The sequence below is a fragment of the Myxococcales bacterium genome (assembly GCA_016706225.1).
GTDB lineage: Bacteria > Myxococcota_A > Polyangia > Polyangiales > Polyangiaceae > JADJKB01.
Genome location: JADJKB010000022.1, coordinates 1 through 24,825, shown reverse-complemented (window position 1 = coordinate 24,825; position 24,825 = coordinate 1). Strand labels below are relative to the sequence as shown.

Here is a 24,825-nt window from a genome sequence, read left to right as displayed (position 1 = left end):
GATCGGTGCCTTCGCCGTCGTTCATATTCGTGCGAGCGCTCATCTGGTTCGCTCGGCAAAGTCTCACCCGTCATGTTCACCGCAGCCCGTCGCCGTGCTGCCAGGGCTCTCGTCGGGCGACGAGCAAGCCAGGGCCGAGCCAAGGAGCGCGCAGGCGAGGGGAACTCGGGCCATGCCCGAGATGATGCCACGTTCCGCGCTCAGGTCGCGCGCCGACGCCGCAGTCCGAGCCCGAGCGCCAACGCCACGCCGAGCCAGGCACGAGGATCACTGCCCTCACGCTGCCGACCGCTCAGGCTGCAACCGCTCGCATCGTCGGAGGTCGTGCCGCCGTGCTTCGGGCCGCCATCCGGCGTGCTGCCGCCGGAACCACCTGCACCCGTGCCGCCCGTGCTCGCGCCCGCCGCACCGGCTGCACCGGCTTCGCCCGCCGCGCCCGCCGCACCGGCTTCGCCCGCCGCACCCCCCGCGCCACCGGTCCCGGTGGGATCTGCGGGCAAGACCTCGATCTGGATCTCGAGCTGATTGTCGGGCGGGCCGCCCTGTCCCGAATCACTGAACCACGCCACGCCCTCTTCGAGCACGCCGAAGTGCTCGTGATAGTTCCCGGGCTTGTCCGGCGCGTGCAGGGTGAACTCGAACTTGAAGTTTGCGCCGGGCGCCACCGTGCCGGTCACGCCGGCGGGACGATTCGGGGCGATCCAACCGGAATCGGCGAACGCACTCGCGCGATCTCGCGGCATCGTCGTGCCCAGGCGCGTCTTGGTGTCCCACGCCTTGGTGCCGCTGTTCTTCAGCGTGATGTTCCCGGACACGGTCTCGCCGGCCTTCATGGTCAGCGCCGTCACCGCCAGCGGGAACGACTGACTCATGTACGAAGCACCGTAGCTCGGCGTCGTCGTCCCGCCAGCAAAGGCCTTGAGCTCGGCGGCGCTACCGTTGAACACATCGCGATCGAAGCCCTTGCCGTTGGTGCAGTACTGAGTCTGGCCGTTGCAATATTGCCAGAAGGTCCAGTTGGTCCAGCCATCGGGGATCGACGGGCAGCTCGGACCGTAGGCCGCGATCCAGAGCGGGTAGCCTCCGAGCGACGTGTCCTTGACGTGGTCCTGCCAGAAGTACGCGCCGGTGTAGATGATGGGTTTCTTGCCGGTGCCGGCCTCGACGATCTTGAGCCAGGTCTTCACCTTCGACGCGATCGTCGCGGGTGACTGACCGCCGGTGGCCTCGACGTCGATCATGCAAGGCAGATCGCCCGCGCCGAGCTTGCCGCCGACCTTCGAGACCATGAGGTTGGCCTGCGCCGTCGCGTCCTGTCCTGGCTCGAAGTACTGGTAAGCGCCGCGCAGGATGCCGAGCGCCTTCATGTTCTTCCAGTTGGTCTCGAAGTACTTGTCGATGTAGTTGGCGCCGTCGCTGATGCGCGCGTACCCGTAGGTGACCCCGGCGGTGCTCCAGTTGAAGTTCCCCTGCCACGACGAGACGTCGGCGCCTTGCGGCCCCTGGTACTTGTCGGCGCCGCACTTCTTGGTCAGCTCTTCGCCGGTCGAGCCGAGGTCGTAGCCTGCCTCGGCGCTCTCGCCCTCTTCGCTGGCGCAGCTCGCCATGCCCAAGAGCCCGAGGGCACCGAGCCCGAGGAACGCGGTGCGAATGCCATTTCCCAGCCGAGAGCGCGAAGCCATGCGCGCGGGTATTGCAATGGTTGGGCCGCAGTTGGGGCCCAAGAAATCCCGGGACAACTCGCCTCCGAGCTGGGACTGACAAGCAGCGGTTGGCGGCCGCGCTTGGCGGCGGAGCCTACTTCAAGCTCGCGAAGATCCGACTCACCGGCGCCGACGGCCGCGCGACCAGTCGGCTGAAGTAAGGTTCGACCGTCTTCCGCTCGACGAGCTCGCACTGGATCGCGAGCCGCAAGCTGTACCCCGCGAGCACATCGGCGAGCGTGAAGCGCTTCCCGCACAGGTAGCCCTGTTTGGGTAAGAGTGAACCGAGCACGCCGAGCTTGAAGCGCAGGTATCGCTCGTGCACGGCGAAGTGCTCCGGGCCAAGGATCCCCGCGCGACTCACCGCGCACTCGACCAGCCGACCCTCGAGGTTTTCGCCGAACGCAGCCAGCCAGAACAGATACTTCGAGCGCCCCCGCTCGCCGGGACCGATCCAGAGCTTCGGACGCTTGAACGCCTCGGCGAGCACATGACAGATGGCGGTGCTCTCCATCAGCGTCACGTCGCGGAAGACGACGGTGGGGATCTGTGCAAACGCGTTCAGCTCCGTGTAGGGCGACGCGCGGTGGGCGCCTGGCTTCACCGGCCGTTCGTCCACCACGAGCCCGAGCTCCGCAGCGACCCAGCGCACCTTGCCGCTGCGATCCTGATCGCCGAAGGCGTAGAGTGTGATCGATTCCGCCAAGACGATTCCTCCCTTGGAGTGGCGGCGCAGCCTACCAGGAGCTTCCCGCGGGGCGGAAGCGGGGGCCGAACGGACCACAGTTCGACGGCCAGCTTGCGCCGAACGGCATCGCGCACAAGAATTGTCCCCGTGAAACGCCGCTCGATCTTGCTGCTCATCGTCGCTGTCGCCCTGGCCGGCACCGCCTGCTCGCGCTCGAAGGAGTCCGCGGACCTGAAGAAGCTGAGCGTCGACGAAGTCGCGACTCGCATCGCGGCCAACGACGGCAAGACCTTCATCTTCGACAACAATCCGAAGGGCCGCTACGAGAAGGGCCACTTGCCCGGCGCGAAGTGGGTCGACTTCAAGGCCGTGACCGCCAGCGACCTCCCCGCAGACAAATCAGCGACGCTCGTCTTTTATTGCGCCAGCGAGCTTTGACACGCTTGCCACACCGCCGCGGTCGCGGCGGAAAAGCTCGGCTACTCGAACGTGTACATCATGCCCGCCGGCATCCGCGGCTGGGAGAAGGCCAACAAGCCCGTCGAGCGAAGTTAGGGCCCGCCGCGCGGGGGCCTCGCGAAAAAGCGGCTACTGACACTTCCCGCCGGAGCAGGTCTGCCCGTTCGAGCACACCTTGCCGCAGAGTCCGCAGTTGTTGGGGTCGGTATTGGTGTCGACTTCGCAGCCAGTCGTGTTGTCGCCGTCACAGTCGAAGAAGCCGAGCTTCTCGCAGTCCTTCCCGCCGTTGATCTCGCACTTGCCGGCCATGCAAACGGCGCCGACCCCGAGCTGCGTCAGGCAGCTGCTACCGCAGGCGCCACAGTGCTCTTTGTCCGACTTCAGGTTCGTCTCACAACCGTCGACCGGGGAGTCGTTGCAGTCGGACCAATCTGGGTCGCATTGAGACACGGAGCAGGTTCCGGTCGCGCTGCATCCGGCCGTGGCATGAGGCAGGACGCACGGGTTGCACCCTGAAGCATCGCAGCCCACCAAAGGGTCCTTGCGCGACGCGCATGCCCCGGCGCAGAGCTTCTGATCGCTCTGACAGTTGCTAGCGCCCGCTGCCCCGCCGCCCGTTCCCGCCGCGCCGCCGGTCCCGCCACTTGCTCCTGTCCCGCCGGTCGACTCGGAGGAGTTCGTTTCTCCGGAGCAAGCGAACGCGGCCCAACCCGCGAGCATGACGGCGACGGAACCCAGGGTACGGAGAGGCCAAGCCAGCATGGTGGTCAGACTAAACGAGTGCCTGTGCGCTCGTCACCACGCGAAGTCGCCAAACGGAAATACACCGCGCGCGGGACCAGCGAGTTATAGTCAGGCAGCGTAGACATGGCCCGATCGCTGCTCTTCAGTCTCGAGAACAACGTGCAGGCGAGGTCGTTCCGAGTGTTGCTCCGCAGCCTGGCCTCCGCGCCCGCGTTGGTCGCGATTGCCTGCGGTGCGAGCGTCGATGCAGACCCAGGTGGCCCGCAGCTAGACGCGAGCTCCGATGCGCCGTCGAAGGGGGGTACGGGCGGAAGCAAGGGCGCGGATGCAACCGCCGATGTCACCAACGACTCCGACCAGCCCGATGCGGGCGGTTCGCCCAATTCGGGCGGGGCATCCGGTGGGGGCGGCGCTGGTGGTGCCGGCGCTGGTGGGACTGGTTCCGGCGGTTCCGGCGACGCCGGCGTGGAGGCCGACTCGGGCCCCGTGAACCCCACGTGCCCCAGCTCGGTCACTCCTCCAGCCGCGTTCACCGGTGTGAACTCGAATCCGGCGTTCGTTCAGGTCTACGTCAACAACGTCGAGAACCTGCAGACGACCAGCGACCCGTGTCCCGGCGACTGGAAGGATCTCTTTTATTACATGAAGCTGCACCCGAGCCCGGACGTGTTCCTGGTGCAGCAGCTCTCGGGACAGACTCAGCTCAATCAGCTGGTGCAGTACATGACCGACAACCTGGCGGGCGTGTTCGCCGGGGTCATCGCCGAGGCGAATCCCAAAGTGATGAACTCCCCTTGCGGAGCGCCCAAGGACTACCAGACCAACGCCATCATCTATCGCACCGGGCGCTTGCAGCCGCTCGGCGGCAAACAGACTTTTCAAGTCCAGGCCTTTTACAACGGAGCGTGTCAGGCGAACTACCAGTCACGCACGATCGCGGTGAAACAGCGCTTTCATGACCTGGTTGCGAACAAGGACATCAGCGTCGTCTCGATGCACTGGTCGACCTTCTCGGGCACCGGAGCGGATCCGGCGTGTGCCGAGGCGAACGCGGCGCAGGTCGACAAGGAGCTTGCTGCTCTGGGCGGTGAGCTCTTGATCTGGGGCGGCGACGCCAACGAGGGCGACCGCAACGCCAGCGACAACTACAAACCCTGGTACCAGGCGGCCAACGGAGATCTTGGCGGCAAGCTCGGCCACCGCGATGCCATCTTTTCGCTCTGCGCAGCGGGCAGTGCGGTGAAGGCTTGTCTCGCCAACAACTGGACAATCGGCAGCAGCAATCGCATCGATTTCTTGTTCGCGAAGCGCGGCGACGGCTGCAAACCCATGTTCAGCGGCCAGCACACCATCAGCTTCGCGGAGGCCGGCCAGGCGGCCAAGACGCTGACCGGCGTCGACTCCGCCCAGGACTACTCCGACCACCGCGCGGTCCGCGCAGCGGTCCACTACTGAAGAGGCCGCGGCGTCGCGCTCCCACCGCGACGTCAAAGGTTGGGCCCAAGACCGCTCCGTCGAGTCGAGTGGAACACGCCGAGCCGGGGGTTGATTCGGTCGAGCGGCTGCGGCCCCAGCCACTGCACTTCAGCACGGCAGCGCACCGGGCGACGCCAACTGTAACAGAGCCGTCGCCAGGTTGGAGCGAGCTCGCGCCTCCAGGCGCTCCCGGATGATCGCTGTGCCGTAGATCCGGTCGCGCTCCAGGAAGCTCCGGAGCACGGCACTCCGCCCCGCCCGGTACGCAGCCTCGTCGACCCAGGCGTACTCGGTGCGGATCTCCCGCTCGAATCGCTCGTACTCCGGAGTCTCGGCGCCGAGGATCGAGAGATCGATGTCGATCACGAGCTGCGCGTCCTGGGTTTCGGCCACGTGCCCACGGGTCGCGAGCACGTGGGCGGCAATACGTGCGGCAACCTCCGGTGCCACGCCGTCGGAGACGAGCAACTGCTGGGCGAGCGCAGCGCTCTCTTCCTCGTTGGTCCGCGTGTGGGTGTCGTAGACGGCGTCGTGAAACCACAGCGCGGCCTCGACCTCGGCCTCATGCGTTGCCAGCCGGGCGACCTCTGGAGCGTCGAACAGCCGCAGGCACGCTCCAATGTGGCGTGCCGTGTGGTAGGCGCGATGCGGTTCGTCGTAGGCGTCCCTGAGTCGTTCGAAGATTGGCCGACCGTGGGAGCGCGCGCTCAGGGCCTGCCAGAGATCGTAGAAACGCTCATCGGGCAAGACGTGCCAGACACGATGCGGCACGCGGTCCATGGGGACAGTCTCGTTCCACCCGAATTTGATCTGGTAGAGGTCGCAGATCTGCTCGTGACCGCAGCTGTGGCAGCGCATGCGGTCGAACTCGATGTGGATCGGCTCGACACTCTCGGCGTCCATCGAGCCGCAGCGCGGGCAGCGCACCAAGACGACTGTATCGACCATACGTCGAGTACGAGGATGCCACGGGTCGACGGGCGCGACAGCGTGTATACTCCGTGGGCGAGGTGCCGAGATGATGCAGGCCGCTGGCGTCGAGGTTCATGATGGGGGGGCGTTGTTGCTGACGGAGGGCATGGAGTTGCGCCGGCTGGACGCGCACTTCAAGCGCGTGCTTCGCCTGCTCGTCACGCGCTCGCCGAAGCGCCTGTCCCCGGTACAGCGGCGCGCCCGCGCGCGGCACATCGCGAGCCTGGACCGTTATCGCGAGCGCGGCGTGTTCCCGAGGAACCTGCGCTTTCCCGGGCTTGCGTTGCCGCATTTCATCGACGAGCTGGGCACACGCTGCGCGATGGGTCACCTGATCGAAGAGAGTGGCGGCCGGGACGTGGTGCAGTACATCGCGGGCGAGCGCAACTTCGCTCGGGTCCGCGAGCTCGTCGACATCGAGGAGCTCGGCGCTTGGCTCGAGGCTAACGGTCTGACGTTGGACGAAGCCGGGCAGATCCAGCCCACGTACTGCGGAACGCCGGCCCAAAATTGCGTCTGTGGCAACGCGTTCAGCTCCGGGATGGTGCGCGGGGTCGTTGGCGATGCGGGTGCAAGTCTCACCGTCGCCGCCGTGTACGGGCCGGCGGTGGGCGCGAAGATCGGGGACGTCGTGCCGCTGACTGGCGCCGCGGGTTTTGCGGGACCCGACGACATCGTGTTCGCGCGCTGGAGCCCGAACGGCAGTGCGTTTGCCCAATTCGTGGCGCCTCCGACCGGTAACGGGGGCGATCCGCTGGTCACGGTGCCGTCGAGCGTATGCTGGTATCCGCAGGTTGCTTCGATCCCCGGCAAGGTGCCGCTGTCGGTCATGGATCAGGCGCTCTCGGCGGCGAACAGCAAGTCTTGCGAGGCGGTGCTTGCCACGCTCGATCCCAAATGGGAACAAATGCAGGGGGGCCCGGACTGTACCGGCGCGGGCGGTGGCGGTGGAACGAGTGGTGGCGGTGGCGCGTCGACGGGCGGTGGCAGCGGAGCGTCGGGCACCGGAGCGCGCCCGAGCTCGGACTCCGACGGGGGTTGTTCGATCTCGGGCCACTCCGCCCTTGGCGCAGAGGCGCTGCTGGCGGTCTCTGCGGCCCTCGTCGTGCATCAGGTGCGGCGCAGAGTCAGGCGACGCCAGTCAGACTGAGTCTTTGGTCTCGGCGTGAATTGCCCTCGCCCGTTCCGCCCTCACTTGCAGCCTTCTCGGCGCACCGCAATCTGCTCGACCTCGAACGGAGATTTTCCCGACTGGCGGTCGTACTGCAGTTGGCAGTCACCGACGCGCACGATGCGGAAGGTGCCCTTCGCGCCGGCCGGCGCGGCGGCGCAGGTTGAAACCTCGAGCTCGAGCTCGAATCCTCCCGCAGACGGTCGGAGTTTCCCGCTGGCCTCGCAGCGGTAGCTCGGCGTGAACTGCTGCCCCTTCAGCGAACCCCGCGTGAGCTTGGTCTTGGTCGCGCCGGTCGCGTCGATCTCGAGCTCGATCTCCCGCTTGGTGTACGTCTGGTGCTCGTCCACGACGGTGGCGTACACACTCGCCGAGCCCTTGAAGCGACCAATGATGAAGTTGGGGAGCGCACCGGGAATCGGCTCCGGGGCCGCGGACGCACTCGGTGTTGCCGCGGCCGTTGCACTCGGTGCGGTTGATGGAACCGAGGGCGGCTGCGGGGCGCTCTCCACGGGAGCTCCGACAGAAGTGGTGGCCACAGAGCTCGTGTTCCCGGCGGGACCGTTGTTCACCGAGCCACGCTCACAGCCCGAAAGCAATGCGCTGCTGGCGAGCCCGCCAACCGCGAGTGAGCTGCAGAGGTGTGCGGCGAACCTCACTCGCAGAGAGGCTAGCGAAAAGCTGCTACTGGAGCCATGAGTACTCACGCGCTGAGCCTCTCCACGACCAGCACCGCCCGTCCCGCTTCCCGGCTCGCAGCGACGTCGACGTAGCCGACGAGCACCCAGTCGTTTTCGTCCGCGGAGTCGAGCAAGACTTGCGCGAAGTCCCAGCGTGTTTCACCGGTCTCGAGGGTCAAGAGGCTCGGGCTGCGTGCGTCGGGATCGGTGCGCAGGGACTTCTCGGTCTCGTAGAATGGGGTGAGTGCGCGTTCGATGGCGCCGGCATCCAGGCCGCCGCTCGCGGGCCCGGTGACCTCCTGGGCTTCCTTCCAATCCTTGCGCGAGAGGGCGCGCACCAAGCGAAACAGCTCGTTGCGCAGGAGCACGGTGAAGCCCTTCTGGTCTCGTGTGACGTCCTTCGAACCCTCGGGCTCCAGCTCCTCGCGGGGCGCGCTCGGGAGCGGAGGGCCGTCGCCGCTCCGCATGCGCTCCCACTCGTCGAGCAAGCTCGAGTCCACCTGCCGCACCATCGCCCCGAAGAACGTGAGCAGCTCCTCGACCTCTTCGGTGCGATCGTCGAGGGGCACGGTCTGCACGAGCACCTTGTACACGTCCGACAGGTAACGAAGCAGCAGGCCCTCGGAGCGTTCGAGGCCGTACTCCTTCACGTACTCGGAGAACGACAGAAACTGCTCGACCATGTCGCGAGCGATGGACTTCGGGCGAATGTTCTCGGCGCCGACCCACGGGTGCTTCTTCGCAAAGACGTTGAAGGTGTCGTAGATGAACTCCCGGTTTGGGCGCGGGTAGTCCATCTCTTCGAGCCGCGCGATGCGTTCGTCGTATTCGACGCCCTGTGCTTTCATCTCGGCGATGGCCGCGGTCTTCAGCGTGTCGAGCTGCTTTTGCAGGATGATTTCAGGGTTTTCGAGGATCGCTTCGACCAGCGTCAAGAGCTCTAGGTGGTGGCTCTCGAGCTCTTTGTCGAGCAGCGGAAGGGTGTCGAGCAGGTAGAGCGAGAGGGTGTGATTGAGCGAGAAGTCCTGCTGAAGATCTGCGTTCACCGAGGCGCGTCGGCCGCCGCGCTCGCCATCGACCCACTCCACGATGCCGGCGTCGAGCAGCGAGCGGAACATCTCCATCGCCGTACGTCCGTGTTTGCGTTTGTCGTGAGCCCGGTCGTGACACGCCTTGATCAGCCGAGCGAGGGCCATACAACCACCGTCGGGGCGACCGAGCACGTTGATCAGCATGCCGTGACTCACGCGGAAGCGGGAGGTGAGGGGCTCGGGAGGTGAGCTGAGCAAACGCTCGAAGGTCGCTTTGTCCCAGTGGGCGTAGCCACGCTCCGGTGGTTTCCTCCGCACGAGCTTGCGCTTCTTCGAAGGGTCGGCGCCGGCCTTCGCGTCCAGCTTCAGGTTCTCGATCACGTGCTCCGGAGCTTGTGCGACCACGCTGCCGCGATCGTCGAAGCCCTTGCGCCCCGCGCGCCCGCTGATCTGCTGAAAGTCACGCACGCTCAGCACCCCGGTGTTCTTGCCGTCGAACTTGCACAGCTTGCTGAAGAGCACGGTGCGGATCGGGATGTTCACTCCCACGCCCAGGGTGTCGGTGCCGGAGATGACCTTGAGCCGCCCGGCCTGCGCCAGCTTCTCCACCGCCAGGCGGTACTTCGGCAAGAGCCCCGCGTGGTGCAGGCCGACGCCGTGGCGCATGAAACGCGACAGCTCCTTGCCGTACGGGCTGTCGAAGCGAGCGCCGCGGAGTGCGTCGCCTATGGCGCGCTTCTCCTCCTTCGTGCAGAAGTCGACGCTCATCAAGTTCTGGGCTTCTTCCGCCGCGCCGCGCTGAGTGAAGCTCACCAGATAGATGGGTGCGCGCCCGCTCTTGATCAGCTCCGCGACCGTCTCGTGCAGTGGCGTCTCGCGGTAGGAAAAGTCGAGCGGCACCGGGCGATCCGTCGAACGCACGAGCGCGGTCTCGAGCCCGGTCAGCTCGTCGAGGCAGCGCTCGAAGAAGGTAGTGTCGCCGAGCGTCGCACTCATCAAGAGGAAGCGGCTATGGCGCAGCGTGAGCAGCGGAAGTTGCCAGGCCACACCGCGATCGGCGTCCGAGTAGTAGTGGAACTCGTCCATCACGACGTCGTCGACGTCGGCATCGGCGCCCTCCCGCAGCGCCATGTTGGCCAAGATCTCCGCCGTGCAGCACACGATGGGCGCCTCGCGGTTGACGGCCGCGTCCCCCGTCATCATGCCGACGTCGTCCGCGCCCAGCTCGTCCACCAGAGTGAAGAACTTCTCGCTCGCGAGGGCCTTGATCGGGCTGGTGTAGAAACAGCGACGCCCCTTGGCGATGGCGAAGAAACACACCGCGTAAGCCAGGAGCGATTTGCCCGAGCCCGTCGGAGTGTTCAGGATCACGTTCTTGCCGGCGGCGATCTCCAAGAGCGCCTGCTCCTGCGCCGGATACAGCTCGAGCCCGGTGGCCTCGACCCACTCGAGAAATGCGGACAGGATCGCGTCGTCGTCCGCGCCTCGCGGGACGAAATCGCTGAGCTTGGTGCGCGCCGCGGACATCGAAGCCCGACGGTCCTCTGGCTGCGGTGGGAAGTCCAACGTCGCGGTGTCGAAGGGCGCTCCACGGTGGGTGAACGGGGCCGTCAGCCCGATGCTTCAATGCGGGCTTTGGCGAGAAGCCGCTCAATCTGCAGGCGACGCGCCCAGCTCTCCATGTAGCTCTGGTCGAGCGCGCCGGCGTGAGTCGCGAGCACACCTTGAACGTCTCGCCAACGCTCCGTCGACCGCTTGCACCGCTGCGGCGACCCGCAGTGCGACCGAGATCGCGTCGTCAGGCGCTGCAGCATTCACCGCGCACCGTCGTCACCGAACAACCGGCAGGCCACCTCTCGCCCGTACAGGAGCTCCGCCAGCTTCGACTGAAGCTGTCGCTCCGTGAGGTACGGAGACCGCTCGCGGATCCCGGCTAACGCAAGCTCCCGCACCGCACTCGTGAGCGCGGACGCCATCTCCAGGCGCTCACCCGCGGACTTGGCCCGGAGCAGCTGCTGATAACGGCGAGTCCCCTCCCGAGTCGTGTCGCGCACGATGTGGGACTCTAGCGCCTCCGCCGACGATGTCACGTCGCGCGGACCCACCGCAGTGCCCGGAGCGGGAACGCGCTAGAATGGCCGGGCGTTCTTGGAGCTGCGAATGTGCGCGCGCCGTGCGATGGTCGAACACTCTCGGTGGGTAGCTCGGCTCCTGCCGTTCGCGTTCTCTGTGTTCGCTTGCTCACGCACTCCGTCGACGGAGCCTTCGAAGCCAGATGAATCTGCCGCGCCCGCGTCGGCGACCGTCGGGAGTTTGCCCGCCGTCCCCTCACTGGTCGAGGCGACCGCTCCGCGGGACTCTCGGCCGTTCGTCATCGCGTCGCGGGAGCAGGCGCTCGAGCGAGTGCGCGCATTGCCAGAGGCCCGGGAGGCGCTCCGGGTCGGTGGGACCATGTCGGGCGAGCGCAAGCTGCCGCGTGACGTCTGGATGAGCTCGGAGCCGGCGACCGGCTGTCTGGAAGATAGCCCCGAGTGCCGTTGGACCATCAACTCGGGTTTGCAGGACGAGGCCTACGTGGATCGCAGCTTCTTCATCGACGCGCGGAGCGGTGCCATCACGGTGTTCTTCGACGAGGCGTGGCCGAAGGAAGAGCAAGACCAAGCGCCGAAGCCCATCGAAGAGTGGAGAGCAATGAAACGGCGCAGCGACGCGGCGTGGAGTGTGCTCCACCGCTTGCCGGAGGTGGCGCGCATCAAGACCCTCGGCATCGTGCCGCGCGCGCCGCAACCCTACACCTGCACCCGGAGTGAAAAGACCCCGTGTGTGTTTCGCTTCGACATTTGTGAGCGCGTGCGCACCGGTCCTTGCGAAGTCGGACTCTTCGATTGGGTCGCCGGCTTCGCCGTCGACGAAGCGACACACGCCGTGAAGGTGGACGCGGGCCCGTTGACCCAACCGGACGGCGCGACGGTGACCCTCGAGCGTTACCGTGAGCTCGTCACGCGCAGAGGAGCCGCGCGGAAGGCCATATCGAAGAGCACCTGCGGCGGTGTGCACCTGGACGTCGTGACCAGCGACCCGGTGGAGCGGAGTGGCTGCAGGTCGGGCGACGCCGGCTGTGCCTTCAGCTTTGCGGTGCTGCTGACGGTCGGTAACCGGACGTTCGCCAATCGCGTGCTCGCGGACGAGTCTGGCAAGGTCAGCGTCTTCAGCCGACTGTCGCGAGGTGCGCGCGGTCCGGCAGCGCCGATCGCAGCGTGGTGCAAGCGGGCGTTGGCGGGGCAGGAGCTCGACAACCGTGCGCAGCCCTAGCGGGTTTCGCAGCGTCAGCGAGCCGCGTTTGCCGGGCTGAACCTCCGAGCTCCGTGGTATCGTGCGAGGGCTCGCGGAGGCAGCGCCACCATGATGAAAGCCGTACACGCCATCTTCGTGCTCGGAGCGCTGCTAGCGTGCAAGAACCAGAACAACGAGCAGCCCGCGCCAGTACCGCAAGAGCCAGAGCCGATAGCGCCACCCCCGCCGGCGGTCGTCGAGGGGCCAAAGGCCGTGATCAGCTGCGCACGTCTTGGCGCCTACTACACGCTCGGCGGCGGTGTGAAGGCGGGCGGCGTGAACATCAGCTGCGATGGCAAGTGCAACGAGCTGAAGGAGCTCGACGACGGTGCCAAGCTGAAGGCCGACTGTCGCCTGACCTGCAGCGCCATCGGCACCGCCCGCTCGAAGTTCGCCGGCGCGGCCAACGTCAGCCTGGATCTGAATCGCTCCGACAAGGATCCGCTGCGTTACTCGGGCACGCTCAGTGACGGCAAAGCGTCGCCCAACGCCATCAGCCTCGCCTTCAAGCAGAAGTACGACGAAGCCAACGGTCAGATGACGGAAGGCAACATGCGCTGGAGCTTGACCCTGCGTCCGTGCAAGTGACCGGCGCGGGATTTTACGGCGCTCGGCTGGGGCGGGCGTGCGCGGACGGTGGCCCGAGTGGTAGGTTCTCGTCGCCTTGGAGCTACTCGAAAATTCCATCCAGCCCTACGCATGGGGCTCTCATCACGCGATCTCGAAGTTGCTCGGTCGTGCGACGCCTTCAGCTCGACCCGAGGCCGAGCTGTGGCTGGGCGCGCACCCGCTCGCGCCATCCCGCGTGCAGCGAGGTGGTGTTTGGCAGCCCCTCGATGAACTTATCAACGCCTCACCCGAGCATGAGCTCGGCGCGCGCTCTCTCTCCGAGTTTGGTCCCCGACTGCCGTTCTTGATGAAGGTGCTGGCGGCGGAACAGCCGCTGTCGCTGCAAGCGCACCCGAGCCTCGAACAAGCGAGAGCGGGTTTCGCGCGCGAGGAGGCCCGCGGTATCGCCCGCGATGCGCCCAGCCGTTCGTATCGCGACGCGAATCACAAACCCGAGCTCATCAGCGCGCTCACGGGTTTCCACGCGCTCTGCGGATTTCGTGCCGCGCCGCAAAGTCTGAATTTTTTCGAGCGGCTCGCGGTGCCGGGGCTCGAGTTCGTGTTGCAGGGTTTGGCGCAGGGCGACCCGGGGCTGCGTTCGGTGTTCGAGCGGCTCATGACGCTTGACGCCGTGCTGCGGGAGCAACTGGTGACCGAGACTCTGCGCCGGTGTAAGACCCTTGCCGGCGCCAACGACGAGTTTGCGGACGAGTGTCGCTGGGCGGGGCGCCTCGGTGCGCTCTACCCTGGCGACGCCGGCGTCATCAGCGCGCTGCTCTTGAACCTCGTCGTGCTCGAACCCGGTGATGCGCTCTTCTTGCCCGCTGGCAACCTGCACGCTTACCTCTCGGGCGTCGGCATCGAGATCATGGCCAACTCGGACAACGTGCTCCGTGGCGGCCTGACTCCAAAACACGTCGACGTGGCCGAGCTGTGCAGCGTGCTCGAGTTCCGAAGCGGAGACGTTCCGGTCTTGCGTCCGGTGCACGTCGGGAGCGAAGGTGTCTATCAGACTCCGGTACCGGAGTTTCGCCTGTCGACGCTGAGTGCATCCGCACAGTGCAGCGTGATGGGTCCCGAGATCTTGCTCTGCACCGAGGGAGGGTTTGTGCTGGAACGCTCGGGAGAGAAGCTCGAGCTCGGTGGCGGACAATCCGTGTTCGTCAGCGCCGCAGACGCCGAATACTCGGTGACCGGCGAGGGCAGGCTGTTTCGGGCGACGCTCGGGGGTTGAGGCTCACTGAACCCGCTTCGTGTTCGCCGCATCGAGCTCGGAAAGCCGCTCGGCATGACAAGCGTGCCCGTCGCGTGTGGCGCAGGGGTGGCACAAACCGGACTCTTCCTGCAGAAAACCACGCTCTTGCGCCGGCACGCGGATTGCTCGGGAAGTGGACGTGAACACCTTCGGGCGCTGGTCATTGGTTTGCTTCTTCGCTCTTGCTCCGATGGCGTGTGGTGGGTCGACTAGCGAGGACTCCGCCGCGGGCGGTAGCTCGGGCACGGGCGGCTCCTCGGGGAGCGGTGGCGCCGGTGGCGCCGGCGGATCCGGAGGCATCGCGGGGACCGGTGGCAGTGGTGGTGGCGGAGCGGGTGGAGGGAGCTGCGCCGACTTCGCGGACGACGTCGCGCCGGACACGATCACGATTCGTTTTCAGAATGCGCGCGCCACGCCCATCTACATGGGAGGCGACAGCAACTGCAGCCCGGATCCTTTGTTCGACCTGGAGGGACCCAGTGGTTCGGTGCAGCTCCTCGCCAGCGGATGTGGAAACACCTGCGAGAAATTGCAGCAGCAAGGTGACTGGTGCCCCGACGCTTGCCTCCTTCCACCTGTGGTCGTCATCAACCCTGGCGGCAGTTACGACAAGGCATGGGACGGCACCAGCTTCGTCCCCGAGAAGATGCCAACCAGCTGCTACTTCGAGCCAAAGTACGCTCCTCCCCTTTGCGACCGAAAGATCGTAGCGCCCGCGGGCGCGTACGGCGCAATCGCAACGGCCGCCACCGCCATCGCGTGCACCGACCTCGGCATCTGTCCTTGCGTGCCGAACGCCAACGGTTCATGCGAGATCCCTTATGGAGCCGCAATCGCCGGCGAGACCATCACGGCCAAGACGAGCTTCGACATGCCCAGCGCAAAGCTGGTCGTGATCACGTTCCAGTGACCGCCCGTACCGAACCGCCTCGAGTCTGCTCTCAGCCGTGTTGGCTACGGGGGTCATCCGCGCCCTCGTCATCGCCTCGTCAGTCGGCAAGGCGCGACAGACGCGGTCGAGTGCCGCATCAGAATGGTCGCCCGCGGAAGCGGAACGGACGGTGAAACTCGGCACGGCCGGCGTTCCAGTTATACGGCACTCTTGCGCCACACGTTCCTGTGTGTAAGAGTTCACACATGGCAACGAACCTGGCCATCGACGAGAAGCTTCTGGATGAAGCCCTGCGCGTGGGCGGGCACCCGACCAAGAAGGCGACCGTGACCGAAGCGCTGTTGGAGTACATTCAACGGCGGAAGCAGGGCCAAATCGTGGAGCTGTTTGGCAAGATCGACGTCGACCCAGCCTACGACTACAAGAAGCAACGGCGAAGGAAGTGAACGTTCTCGTCGATTCGTCGGTTTGGTCACACGCGGTTCGCCGCAGCGCGCCGCGGGGAACACCAGAGGAACGCGAGTTGGTGGAGCTGATCCGCGAGGGGCGGGTCGTCATCATTGGGCCAATCCGGCAGGAGCTGCTTTCGGGGATCAAGACTCCCGAACAGTACCGAGGGTTGCTCGACCGCTTGCGGGCGTTTCCAGACGTCGAGCTTTCGCACGAAGACTTCGAAGAAGCAGCCAGTTGCTTCAACAAATGCCGCGGACGCGGAATTCAGGGTTCGAACACAGACTTCCTGATTTGCGCTGTGGCATTGCGTCGTGGCTTCACCGTGTTCTCGACAGACGCCGACTTCGGGCACTACGCACGAGTCCTGCACATCAGGCTCCATCGAGCGCGTCGGGAGGCGTGAGGCCGAATAACGGCACACGCGTTGACCCGCGAGCGCCGAGCGTCAAGTCGTCAGTCGGCGAGGCGCAACAGACGCGGGCGAGTGCCGCATCAGAATGTTCGCCCGCGGAAGCGGGACGGGACGGACAGATCTTTCCTTGACGTCGCCCGCTATAGAAACGAGACACACGTTCACCCGCGAACGCCGAGCGTCAAGTCGTCGGTCGGCAAGGCGCCATAGACGCGGGCGAGTGCCGCATCAGAATGTTCGCCCGCGGAAGCGGAACGAACGGTGAAGTCGGCAAGGCCGGCGTTCGGCGGGTGCAACGTGAGTTAGACCGCACGTCGACGCGAGCGTTTTCTGTACTCGGCGGGGAGCTCATCTCCGGGAAGCGCCTTCGTGCTCGGAACCTTCGCGAGCGCCGCGTCGAACTTCCGGCGAGTTGCCCGAGCAGCGCGACGCTCGAGGTACTCCTCGGTCATGAGTGCAGCGAGCTTCTCTGCGGCAGCGGAACTAATGAGCTGGTTGAGCGAAATTCCCTCCCGCTCCGCAACCTCGGCAAGCTTGCGGTGAAGGGATTCCGGGAGCCTCAGGCTGAGTGTCGACATCGCTACCGTCCTTGAAGGTGAAGGAGAAACTGAGCCGGTGCAAGCGCGCGGACTCCCAGTCCCGCGGCCGGGACGAAGTCGCGCACGTTGTGGGTAATGATCGCGCCGGCACGACTGGCCATCGCCAGTTCCACGACCATATCGTCGTTCGGGTCGTTGAGCAGCGGTCGCCACAGGAAGAACACGTCCTGCTTGTGGGCGACCAAACAGAGGTAGTCGATGAACGCGGTGACGTGGCTCGGACGCTGACCGGGTGACATGTGTCGCAGGAGCGCGGATTCGTACTCCACCACGAGCGGGACGGAGACCGCTATCTCGAACCGACCGGCACGAAGCAACCGAACCAGCTCGAAGGAGGCCCCAAGTCGCGACCTCCACGCTGCGACCAGGACAGACGTGTCGAGAACGACCAGCACTCCGGCATGGTATCACAGGTGATACCGTTCGGCAATTCCTGGCGCCTGCCCGCCACGCACCGGTGCGCTGCTCGGTCGGTCTAACGGAACGGCGTTCACCCGCGAACGCCGAGCGTCAAGTCGTCAGTCCGCGCGGCGCGTCAGACGCGGGCGAGTGCCGCATCAGAATGTTCGCCCGCGGCAGCGGAACGGACGCTGAAGTCTGCAAGACCGGCGTTCGGCGGGTGCAACGTGATAGGCGGCACAGCGTGCCTGTCCTAGCGGAGGGGCAGTACTCGAACGCGAGCCGCGGCGTGATCCACGGTCACGAGTGCGCCCTTCGAGAGTGCGCCGGTGAACGTGCTCAGGACACGGAGGACAAGGTCCCCGATATCTTCTGGCATTACGGCCTGCGTGCGGACCTGAAGAACGCTCGGGCCCGCGCTCCGGGTGAGTGCCAGCAGCACACCGAAGTCGAGATCATGCGTGAAAACGACCAAACCGTGATCGCGCGCGTGGGTCATGATTTGGACGTCTGGCGCGTTCGGGGCGCCGACCGAGCTCCAGTGCACGGCGTCCACTCCGTGGGCCGCCAGGAACGCGACCCACAGAGGTGACAGGTTCATGTCGACGAGCAGCTTCATCGGTCGCTGAGCGGCACATCAACCTCTTCGGTTCGCCACGCAGCGTACGACAGCGCGGCCTGGATGTCGTCGCGCTCCAGATAGGGATAGGCGGTAAGGACCTGCTCGGCGGTTTTGCCGGAAGCAAGCAGACCGACGACCGTGCCGACGGTCACACGCAAGCCACGAATGCACGGGCGTCCGCCCATTACCGCGGGGTCGTGGGTAATCCTGCCGAGGAGATCCATCGAGTTGAAGGATACCACGTGTCGGCCTTGCGGCGACGCCTCGCCGCCAGAGATCGATGCGCCGGCGGTTGCTGGGGCACGGGGTCGACGTACCGCGCCGAGGGGACCGGCGTTCGACGTGCGCAGTGTGACCCAGGTGGCGCCAATCACGGCCGGTGAGCTGGGCCCGCTCCCCAGCTAATTTCGAGTGCGACGCTCCCGACGCCCAGAACCTGCTGTGCTTCGTCGGCTTTCGCGGGGCCGCCCGCGTCACAAGTTCGAAAGGAGCCGGCAATGGGAATCACATACGCGCCCGTGATTCCGATCGCCCATCGGGGGTCGATCCACAAGTCGACGCCGACGCCGGGCTGGGCAGCGAAGACCACCGGTGCCGCCGAGCACCCGTCGCCGGCGGGAGAGTACGCAGGGCCGGCAGCAAGCCCAGCGTGCACGTCCCAGGGACCGAACTCGGAGTAAACACGCGCGAGACCGCCGACAAACGTGTGATGCGAGGTGCGAGGTAGCCGCCAGGGAAACTCTGCGTGATCCGCGACGAATCCAAGCCGGGAGTTCCCGGCGCGCCAGAGCGCGAACAGGCGCACAACCGCACTGCTCGAAAGGTCGCAATCGCATCCGGGGACGGCCCACCCGCCGCCAACGCCGAGTTGAGGCGATGACCGAGCTTCGGTTGAGTACGGATTCGCTGGTGTCGGCTCCTCTGCTCGGACGTGGTTCGATGCGAGCACCACGCACGCCGTCACACCGGCACAGCCAAGACGCGTGGTGGTTCGACTGAGCACATCGTCCCCGTTGACAAGTTTCAGGTGGCTAGTCCGCCTAGCGAACGAGACACACGTTCACCCGCGAACGCCGAGCGTCAAGTCGTCAGTCAGCAAGGCGCAACAGACGCGGGCGAGTGCCGCATCAGTTTGGTCGCCCGCGGAAGCGGAACGGACGGTGAAGTCGGCAGGGCCGGCGTTCGGCGGGTGCAACGTGAGTAATGCAGTAGCAGACCGCGCGGTCCCAACTCGCGGCAACCCGGGCTATTGCGGTGCCGAGCACGTTGGAACCGTGGCAACGCAGAACCGGCAGTCGACCCAGTAATCCTGCCCGAGCTGGCAAGGTGGAGGTTCGTCGAGTTCGGAGCTGAGCCACGCGGAGCACTGATAGCCGGGCTCAGCGGGCTCATCGGCTTCGGTCGGGTACGAGACCAGGCAGCCGCTGCACACCTCAATCGGGTACTGAAAGGGCGCGGACACATATCGCTTGCCGTTAAGCGCCGCGCCCTCCACGCGAACCTCAGCGCTCAGTGTGAAGGTTCCGCCATCCTGGATGGCCGATTGGGGAACGAGAGTGGCGATATCGGCGGCGTCCAAGAGCTGGACGGACGCTACGCCCCAGCCGTACGACTCAGCGGTGCGTGGCTCGACGAAGCCACCGGTCAGAACCTGTTTCGTCGAGCCGACCTTGCCGTCGGGGGAGCGGATGACGACACTTGCGCGGTCCAGTGTGATTGCGTCGAAATCAGCGGGAAGTGTGTTGGCGACCAATATGGCCGCGTCGTAGCGATTTCTCAGGTCGAGATCGAGCGCGCCTTTCAGCATGAAAGTGGAGACTGGGTTGGGCTTGGCGAGGCATTCCCCGGGCCCCAGCGCCAGGACCTGACGAACAAACAGCGCCGGAGGGTCTCCTCCCTCACCATCGAGCTCCGTGCGACCGGAGCAGGCCGCGACGGTCAACGCGAAGACGGCGCCCGGGAAGAGTCGCTTCGGCCACGACATTAAGAACTCACCAGACGCACCGTCATGACAACAACCCCTACGGTACGATGATCCTATCACCCCGCGCCCAGGCGACGCTTCACCGGAATGTGCAGCGTCACGAGGTTGGGCCAAGCTGCATAACGGATTCGCGCTCTCCCGCGAGCGCGAAGAACATCCCAGCAGTCGTCGAGGCGTAATCCGAGGCCGGCGTGTGCCGCAGACAGTGTGTCGCCGGCCGTCGCGGAACGGACGCTGAAGACGGCAAGGCCGCGCTCGTCGGGAGCAGCAGCGAGTTAGGCGGCGTCATGTCGCCGTCAGCGATGCGGTTACTTGACGCAGCATAATGCGCCCGTCCAGACGCCCGTGCAGGCGGAGCCCGATCCTGGAGCGCATGTGACCGCACCGTCAACGCAGCAGAGGGACCCGGTCCAGTGCGCCGACGGCCCAGCGCAAGCCGAGCCATGACCAGCGACGCACGTTGTGGGCGTATCAACACAACACTTGGCTCCTGTCCATTTCATGCCTTTTCCAGCGCACGCGGAACCCTGGCCGTCGACGCATACGGGTGGCGTGCCGGCCTTGCTGCCGGCGGGGTCACCAGATTCCTTCTTACACGCGGAGACGAGGATTAGAGCGAGCATCGCGCCAAAGAGCAGCTTCATCATGAGTACGGTACCACGGGCGCTCGTTGCGCCATGAGAGTCCAGTGAATGGCGAAAGTCCGCCTAACGGCACACGCATTCACCCGCGAACGCCGAGCGTCAAGTCGTCAGACGGCAAGGCGCCACAGACGCGGGCGAGTGCCGCATCAGAGTGGTCGCCCGCGGAAGCGGAACGGACGGTGAAGTCGGCAGGGCCGGCGTTCGGCGGGTGCAACGTGAGTTATGCAGGGCGCGGAATCACGGTGATTCGCGGCGCTGAAGGGTGCGGCGCTACCGCTGGGAATCGCGGTGCGACCGTGGAATTCGTGGTTGGTCGGCGGCCCGCTGCCTTCGCCGGCGTCGTCTGCCGCGAATGACCATGACCGCAGCTGCGGCAAGCGGAGCGATGATCCCGATGGCCACGAGAGCAAGCACGACGGTCGGTGTGAGCAGCGGCCCGACCACGCACCAGACAACGATCGCGACTATCCAAACCGCGATCTCAAGCAAGAGTATGTGGCCGCAGCCGAAAGAACTTTCGGTGTCGTCGGAGACTTCGCCATCGGGCTTGAGCATGGCGCGACCAGTCTGACTCTGTAAACCCGACTTCCCGCGCTCGCCGGCGCGAGGAGGATGCTAGTGTCACCAGCGACGAGACCGGGGCCCCTCCCCCCGATGTCACCGGTGCCCGGGACGGCACCACCTTGGCGTGAGGGCGGACCTCGCCTGCAGGGGCTTGGGCTGACGCGGGTGATCGTCGCCCGAGCTCTTCGCTGACCGAGCTGTCGTCCCCTCTCGGTCGGGGTTGGGCGCGAGGGTCAGCGCTTCGTGCGGTAGCCCTTTCCGTGGACGGAGTGCTCGGCGCGCTCGGTGAGGCGCTCGGCGATGACCTGGGCGTTGAGGGCGTCCGGGAAGACCTTTGGCCACTCTTTGAAGGGGCGTTGGTCGTGATGCGGGTCGAGCCGCGGTAGTCGTAGCGCTCGCTGATGACCTGGAAGGCGACTCGGCCTGCGCCGGGTCCATCTCGAGGCAGGCGAAGTCGTCGATCACCAGCAGGTCGCTTCCGGCGCTCGCCAAGCATGACCCACCTCTGCTCGGGAGAATCGACCCGGCTTCTGGATCAGGTAAATCGTGGTGCAACCGATTTTCGGCGTTGGTGCGAAGAGCCGCAGGCCCCGGTAGGGGCGCTGCGGCTTCCGAAGCGGGAGCCCAGGTCGCCGTTAGCCGGAGGATCGCGCGGGAAGGACGGGCCGTCCCGATGGAGACGGTGTGGCACTGGTGGGGATGCGGCTGAGCAGAGCGTCGCAGAGGGCCTTGTTGCCGAGGAAGTTCTGCCACTCTTCGTAGCCGAGGTTGGTGGTGATGATCGTGGCCTCCGCTTTGTAGGCGCTCCTCCATCAGACGGAGAGAAGACGTTGGTCTGCTCGGGCCGAAGGTTCAGGTATCCCATCTCGTCGATGACGAGCAAGATCCACGCGGGCGAGCGGTTGAGCAGTTTGGCTGGCACGAGCGGTCAGCGAGCGAGGCGTACATCTCGTCGAACAAGTCCTGCGCTTTGAGGAAGAGCCAGCGGTAGCCGTTCTGGAGGGCCTTCAGGAGCAGGCCGAGCGAGTCCTGTCTTGCCCACGCCGGTGCCACCGATGAAGACCAGATTCTCGGCGCGGGCAACGAAGTCGAGGCTGGCGAAGCCGCGGATCTGGCGAGCGGAGATCGGCTGGCGCTTGAAGGGGAACGACTCGATGGTCCACCTCCAGGCATGGCGGCGCGCTTGATGCGCCAGTTGAGGGGCCGGACTCTTGCTTGTTGTGCCACTCGGCGCGCAGCAAACGGAGCAGGAACTCGCCGTAGGTGAGCTGCTTTTCTCGGCGTGCTGAAGCTCCTCTTCGATGATCTGGCGGACCTTGCTGGGGTGCAGGGTCTTGAGCAGCTGATGGAGCTCGTCGTCGCGCATGTGGTCACCCTGCTCGTCGTCGGGGTCGCGACGCGGGAAGAGTCGTGGCGGATGTTGCCAGGATCATGGTCTCGATGCGCTCGAGGTCGTAGGAGGCCGTAGCGAGCTGCGTCGCGGAGCGTCGATGAGCGGTGGCTGCGGATAGTCGCGCAACAGGCGGCGAAGCTGGCGCAGGCGGGCAACGCCCCGTCCTCGAGGTGCGCGCCGGTGCAGCTCGGTGATCCAGGCGAAGCTCGGGGAGCTCGGCGTGCGGGCTGGCGCTCCTCGGCGACGAGCTGCCCGTCGCGGCGCTGCCTGTGCTCGGCGCGCTCCGGCTCGGGGAGCCGCACTCGCTTCGGGCCATCCACCCGCGCGGATGGTGGCAACCACGCGCGGCCCATCGAACAGCTGGATCTCGGTCTTGGTCTCGCGCACCCGAGCTGGTGACCGATGCTGCGAGCGGGCACTTCGCGTAGCGAAAACGTGTGGACGTTGACGTAGCTCTCGAGGTCGACGAGGCGGGTGTGGATGCGATAGACGGGTGAGCGCCAGGCGGGCAACGGACGAGCAGGTGGCTCTCGGCCGCGAAGAGATCGCGGCGAGCGGCGTGGACTTGCGGCTGAAGGCGGCGTTGATCTTGTCGCAGGGATGACGGCTTCGCGGTTGGCGTGGTCGAAGTCGTGGACTTGCGCCCAACGAGGAAGTTGTTCTGCACGAAGTCGAACAGGCCCTCGACCACGGCGGAGCGGTTGGCGTCGCCCTTCTCGTGGGCGCGGAACTCCGAAGCCGCGCGCTTCACCGAAGGATGCCATCTCGGGCACGGGAATGTCTTCGCCGGTGCCGCGCACACGATGACGCTGCTGTTGTCGACCATGCAGATGGGGCAGGTGCCGCCCACGTCGAACGAGTCGTCGAGGAAGACCTTGCACTCGAACCGCGTGAACTGCGGGTACAGCTGGACGTAGGCCAGCCGCGAGTAGGCGAGCGCGAGCCCGTGATCTGCAACGGCCCTCTCAAGCCCGCCGATGTCAGCGAGTGGGGAGACGTGTCGTGCTGCATCTCCTTGCCTGGCTGATGGTCGGCGCCACGCAGGCTTCTTTGGCTGACGCCCGATGCCGTGACGGCGACAGTACGCGGTCAGGTCGGGTACGAGGGCTGTGCGCCCTGGCCGCAAGCTCCTCGTAGACGCGCACGAGGTTGCCCTGCACTCGTGGACCAGCTGGACGAGCTCGTCGGTACGGCTCGGCTTTCTCGCCGCGGTCGAGGGTCGGACATCGGTGCTCCCGATGCGATGACCCGCCGAACCGCGTTACGTGAGATACCGAGCATGCAGCGATGACGTTTTCTGCCGCGACCCGCTTGTTGCAGGAGGTGAGGATGGTGGGATCGAGTCGTCTCACCAACATCGGGAACCTCCTTCTCGATGGTGCTGACAAGCGCTCGACGTCGCCGCGCGCCAGCAGCAGTCCGCCGCAAGCGCGCCTGCTCCGGCGGCAACAGCTGCTGAACGACCACCCCGGACTCGAGTCAACGCGCGCCGGGCGATGCCTCCCACAGCGCCGACGTCTCGCTCGGAGCTCTGCGCCGGGTCGTCGGGCTTGCCGCCGCGTGGCTCGCTCCGCTGGCACGCAGCAGCTCCGGTGCAGCAGCAACTGCTCGCGGCTCGTCTCGCTGCCGCGTGCAAACGCAGCGCACAAGAGCGCCGTCTGCCGCGTGCTCGGGCGGAGCGGGGCGAGGGCCTGGAGCCAGGGCGATGGCGCCCGCGCGGTTGGGCGCGCGCCAAAGGCAACAGGTGTTTCATGGCGGCGTGCCGGGGACAGCTTTCCGTCGCGCACCAGCTGCTGGATTGCTTCGGCCAGCGTCGCGGCCAGGCCGAGCCGGCGACTCCACCCAGCTCGGGCTGCGACCGCAAGCGGCGGGCCAGATCTTCGAGCGTGTCGCTCGCTCCTGGAGCTCGCGCACCAGCGACAGCACCTGCTCGAGCGCGCGCTCCCCCTCGGCCGCGCGCATCAGCCGCCGAGCAGCAGCGCCCTCCGGCTCGGGCAGGTCCCAGCGGGTGGCGCGGACCGGATCCTGGCCGAGCTTGTGGAGCCCTCGGACCCGCTTGTAGCCGTCGACCGGGATCAAGGCGGCGGCGTCCTGTCGCCGCGATCACGACTACCGGCAGCTGCTGGCCGTCGCGAGCCAGGGACGCCACAACCCGGCTGTCGCGCTCGCGGCTCGTCGTCCGCAGCGCCTCGTACAGGCGGTCCAGCTGGTGGAGCTCGAGGTCCATGGCCACCGCGACGGTCGCGAATCCTCAGCCGTGGTCCGTCTCCTCTCGTATCCTCGCCGCCGCCGTCACAGACCCAGCTCCCCGGAAGCTCCGTCATGCTCGCCTCGAGCTCTGCGAACGCCGTGATGGTGGGCGCACCGCCGCCACCGCGCGGAGCTTTTCCCCCGCGAGAACGCCGAGTTTGGCGCTGCCAACGGCCCGATCGAGCAACTGCTCGGCCTGCGGGACCAGGCCACGGGGCCTCACCCAGCAGGGCCCCGCCCATCACCGTCAATCTTCTCTCGTATCTCGCGCAAGCGCCGGCTCCAGCAGCGCCATCGCCGCTGGTAGTCCCGCTGCTCTCGGCGAACGGGACCACCACGTCCTGGTAGTGCTCGGCCGTCATCTCTTGTTATTGGCGCGCCACTCGCGGCACTGCTTCGCGGCCGGCCTCATGGCACTCGGCGCGCCGCGGTGACCTGGCGCTCACGAATCCCCGGTCTGGAACGAACTCGCCGCCACACTGCACGCAGCGG

23 protein-coding genes and 1 pseudogene are annotated in these 24,825 nt (G+C 66.3%); 9 read left to right on the top strand and 15 right to left on the bottom strand.

Going from position 1 to position 24,825, the window contains the following annotated elements; genetic code table 11:
- Window positions 1–200: 200 nt before the first annotated feature.
- Both IPI67_31250 and IPI67_31245 read right to left on the bottom strand, forming a co-directional pair.
- A complete protein-coding gene (locus IPI67_31250; GenBank protein ID MBK7584650.1) occupies window positions 201–1,682 on the bottom strand; it encodes a hypothetical protein in 1,482 nt (493 codons plus the stop codon).
- Window positions 1,683–1,797: 115 nt separating this feature from the next.
- A complete protein-coding gene (locus tag IPI67_31245; GenBank protein MBK7584649.1) occupies window positions 1,798–2,409 on the bottom strand; it encodes a glutathione S-transferase family protein in 612 nt (203 codons plus the stop codon).
- A gap of 129 nt (window positions 2,410–2,538) precedes the next feature.
- On the opposite strand from IPI67_31245, the gene IPI67_31240 reads away from it, so the two are divergent.
- On the top strand, window positions 2,539–2,829 hold the full coding sequence (locus IPI67_31240) for a rhodanese-like domain-containing protein (GenBank protein MBK7584648.1): 291 nt from the start codon (window positions 2,539–2,541) through the stop codon (window positions 2,827–2,829).
- 150 nt (window positions 2,830–2,979) lie between these two features.
- Here IPI67_31240 and IPI67_31235 read toward each other — a convergent pair whose 3' ends face one another.
- On the bottom strand, window positions 2,980–3,612 hold the full coding sequence (locus IPI67_31235; protein MBK7584647.1) for a hypothetical protein: 633 nt from the start codon (window positions 3,610–3,612) through the stop codon (window positions 2,980–2,982).
- A gap of 105 nt (window positions 3,613–3,717) precedes the next feature.
- On the opposite strand from IPI67_31235, the gene IPI67_31230 reads away from it, so the two are divergent.
- Window positions 3,718–5,049: a hypothetical protein gene (locus IPI67_31230; protein ID MBK7584646.1), complete on the top strand. Its 1,332-nt coding sequence runs from the start codon at window positions 3,718–3,720 to the stop codon at window positions 5,047–5,049.
- 129 nt (window positions 5,050–5,178) lie between these two features.
- On the opposite strand, the gene IPI67_31225 is transcribed toward IPI67_31230, so the two are convergent.
- Entirely contained in the window at window positions 5,179–6,018 is an 840-nt protein-coding gene (locus tag IPI67_31225; GenBank protein MBK7584645.1) for a hypothetical protein, read from the bottom strand.
- Between the two features lie 70 nt (window positions 6,019–6,088).
- On the opposite strand from IPI67_31225, the gene IPI67_31220 reads away from it, so the two are divergent.
- Entirely contained in the window at window positions 6,089–7,192 is a 1,104-nt protein-coding gene (locus IPI67_31220) for a hypothetical protein (protein ID MBK7584644.1), read from the top strand.
- 41 nt (window positions 7,193–7,233) lie between these two features.
- On the opposite strand, the gene IPI67_31215 is transcribed toward IPI67_31220, so the two are convergent.
- The 3 genes from IPI67_31215 to IPI67_31205 all read right to left on the bottom strand — a co-directional run bounded on the left by IPI67_31215 (window position 7,234) and on the right by IPI67_31205 (window position 10,981).
- Complete coding sequence (locus tag IPI67_31215; GenBank protein ID MBK7584643.1) at window positions 7,234–7,725, bottom strand: hypothetical protein; 492 nt, start codon at window positions 7,723–7,725, stop codon at window positions 7,234–7,236.
- A gap of 191 nt (window positions 7,726–7,916) precedes the next feature.
- Window positions 7,917–10,451, bottom strand: coding sequence for a DUF3516 domain-containing protein (locus tag IPI67_31210; protein ID MBK7584642.1), 2,535 nt, complete (start codon window positions 10,449–10,451; stop codon window positions 7,917–7,919).
- A gap of 287 nt (window positions 10,452–10,738) precedes the next feature.
- A complete protein-coding gene (locus tag IPI67_31205) occupies window positions 10,739–10,981 on the bottom strand; it encodes a hypothetical protein (protein MBK7584641.1) in 243 nt (80 codons plus the stop codon).
- Window positions 10,982–11,237: 256 nt separating this feature from the next.
- Here IPI67_31205 and IPI67_31200 point away from each other — a divergent pair, with 256 nt between their 5' ends.
- From IPI67_31200 to IPI67_31175, 6 genes are all read left to right on the top strand, one after another.
- The gene (locus IPI67_31200) at window positions 11,238–12,236 is read left to right on the top strand and encodes a hypothetical protein (GenBank protein ID MBK7584640.1); all 999 of its coding nucleotides are present in this window, start codon (window positions 11,238–11,240) and stop codon (window positions 12,234–12,236) included.
- Window positions 12,237–12,326: 90 nt separating this feature from the next.
- A complete protein-coding gene (locus IPI67_31195) occupies window positions 12,327–12,845 on the top strand; it encodes a hypothetical protein (protein MBK7584639.1) in 519 nt (172 codons plus the stop codon).
- Window positions 12,846–12,921: 76 nt separating this feature from the next.
- Window positions 12,922–14,100: a mannose-6-phosphate isomerase, class I gene (gene manA / locus IPI67_31190; GenBank protein ID MBK7584638.1), complete on the top strand. Its 1,179-nt coding sequence runs from the start codon at window positions 12,922–12,924 to the stop codon at window positions 14,098–14,100.
- 154 nt (window positions 14,101–14,254) lie between these two features.
- Entirely contained in the window at window positions 14,255–15,031 is a 777-nt protein-coding gene (locus tag IPI67_31185; GenBank protein ID MBK7584637.1) for a hypothetical protein, read from the top strand.
- Between the two features lie 227 nt (window positions 15,032–15,258).
- The gene (locus tag IPI67_31180; GenBank protein MBK7584636.1) at window positions 15,259–15,459 is read left to right on the top strand and encodes a type II toxin-antitoxin system VapB family antitoxin; all 201 of its coding nucleotides are present in this window, start codon (window positions 15,259–15,261) and stop codon (window positions 15,457–15,459) included.
- Window positions 15,456–15,869 (top strand): PIN domain-containing protein, encoded by a 414-nt coding sequence (locus IPI67_31175; GenBank protein MBK7584635.1) that lies wholly within the window; start codon window positions 15,456–15,458, stop codon window positions 15,867–15,869. Before IPI67_31180 ends, IPI67_31175 begins: the two co-directional genes overlap by 4 nt.
- 311 nt (window positions 15,870–16,180) lie before the next feature.
- On the opposite strand, the gene IPI67_31170 is transcribed toward IPI67_31175, so the two are convergent.
- The 8 genes and pseudogenes from IPI67_31170 to IPI67_31135 all read right to left on the bottom strand — a co-directional run bounded on the left by IPI67_31170 (window position 16,181) and on the right by IPI67_31135 (window position 24,162).
- Entirely contained in the window at window positions 16,181–16,456 is a 276-nt protein-coding gene (locus IPI67_31170) for a toxin-antitoxin system HicB family antitoxin (GenBank protein MBK7584634.1), read from the bottom strand.
- A 2-nt stretch (window positions 16,457–16,458) separates the two neighbouring features.
- Complete coding sequence (locus IPI67_31165; protein MBK7584633.1) at window positions 16,459–16,872, bottom strand: putative toxin-antitoxin system toxin component, PIN family; 414 nt, start codon at window positions 16,870–16,872, stop codon at window positions 16,459–16,461.
- A gap of 257 nt (window positions 16,873–17,129) precedes the next feature.
- On the bottom strand, window positions 17,130–17,495 hold the full coding sequence (locus tag IPI67_31160; GenBank protein ID MBK7584632.1) for a DUF5615 family PIN-like protein: 366 nt from the start codon (window positions 17,493–17,495) through the stop codon (window positions 17,130–17,132).
- Complete coding sequence (locus IPI67_31155) at window positions 17,492–17,722, bottom strand: DUF433 domain-containing protein (protein ID MBK7584631.1); 231 nt, start codon at window positions 17,720–17,722, stop codon at window positions 17,492–17,494. The genes IPI67_31160 and IPI67_31155 overlap by 4 nt, the downstream gene beginning before the upstream one ends.
- A gap of 1,022 nt (window positions 17,723–18,744) precedes the next feature.
- The gene (locus tag IPI67_31150; GenBank protein ID MBK7584630.1) at window positions 18,745–19,482 is read right to left on the bottom strand and encodes a hypothetical protein; all 738 of its coding nucleotides are present in this window, start codon (window positions 19,480–19,482) and stop codon (window positions 18,745–18,747) included.
- Window positions 19,483–20,396: 914 nt separating this feature from the next.
- Window positions 20,397–20,681 carry a hypothetical protein gene (locus IPI67_31145; GenBank protein ID MBK7584629.1) on the bottom strand — a complete coding sequence of 95 codons (285 nt, stop codon included), beginning with the start codon at window positions 20,679–20,681 and terminating at the stop codon, window positions 20,397–20,399.
- 644 nt (window positions 20,682–21,325) lie between these two features.
- Window positions 21,326–22,056, bottom strand: a pseudogene (locus IPI67_31140) (ATP-binding protein).
- A 1,776-nt stretch (window positions 22,057–23,832) separates the two neighbouring features.
- Window positions 23,833–24,162: a hypothetical protein gene (locus IPI67_31135; GenBank protein ID MBK7584628.1), complete on the bottom strand. Its 330-nt coding sequence runs from the start codon at window positions 24,160–24,162 to the stop codon at window positions 23,833–23,835.
- Between the last annotated feature and the right edge of the window lie 663 nt (window positions 24,163–24,825).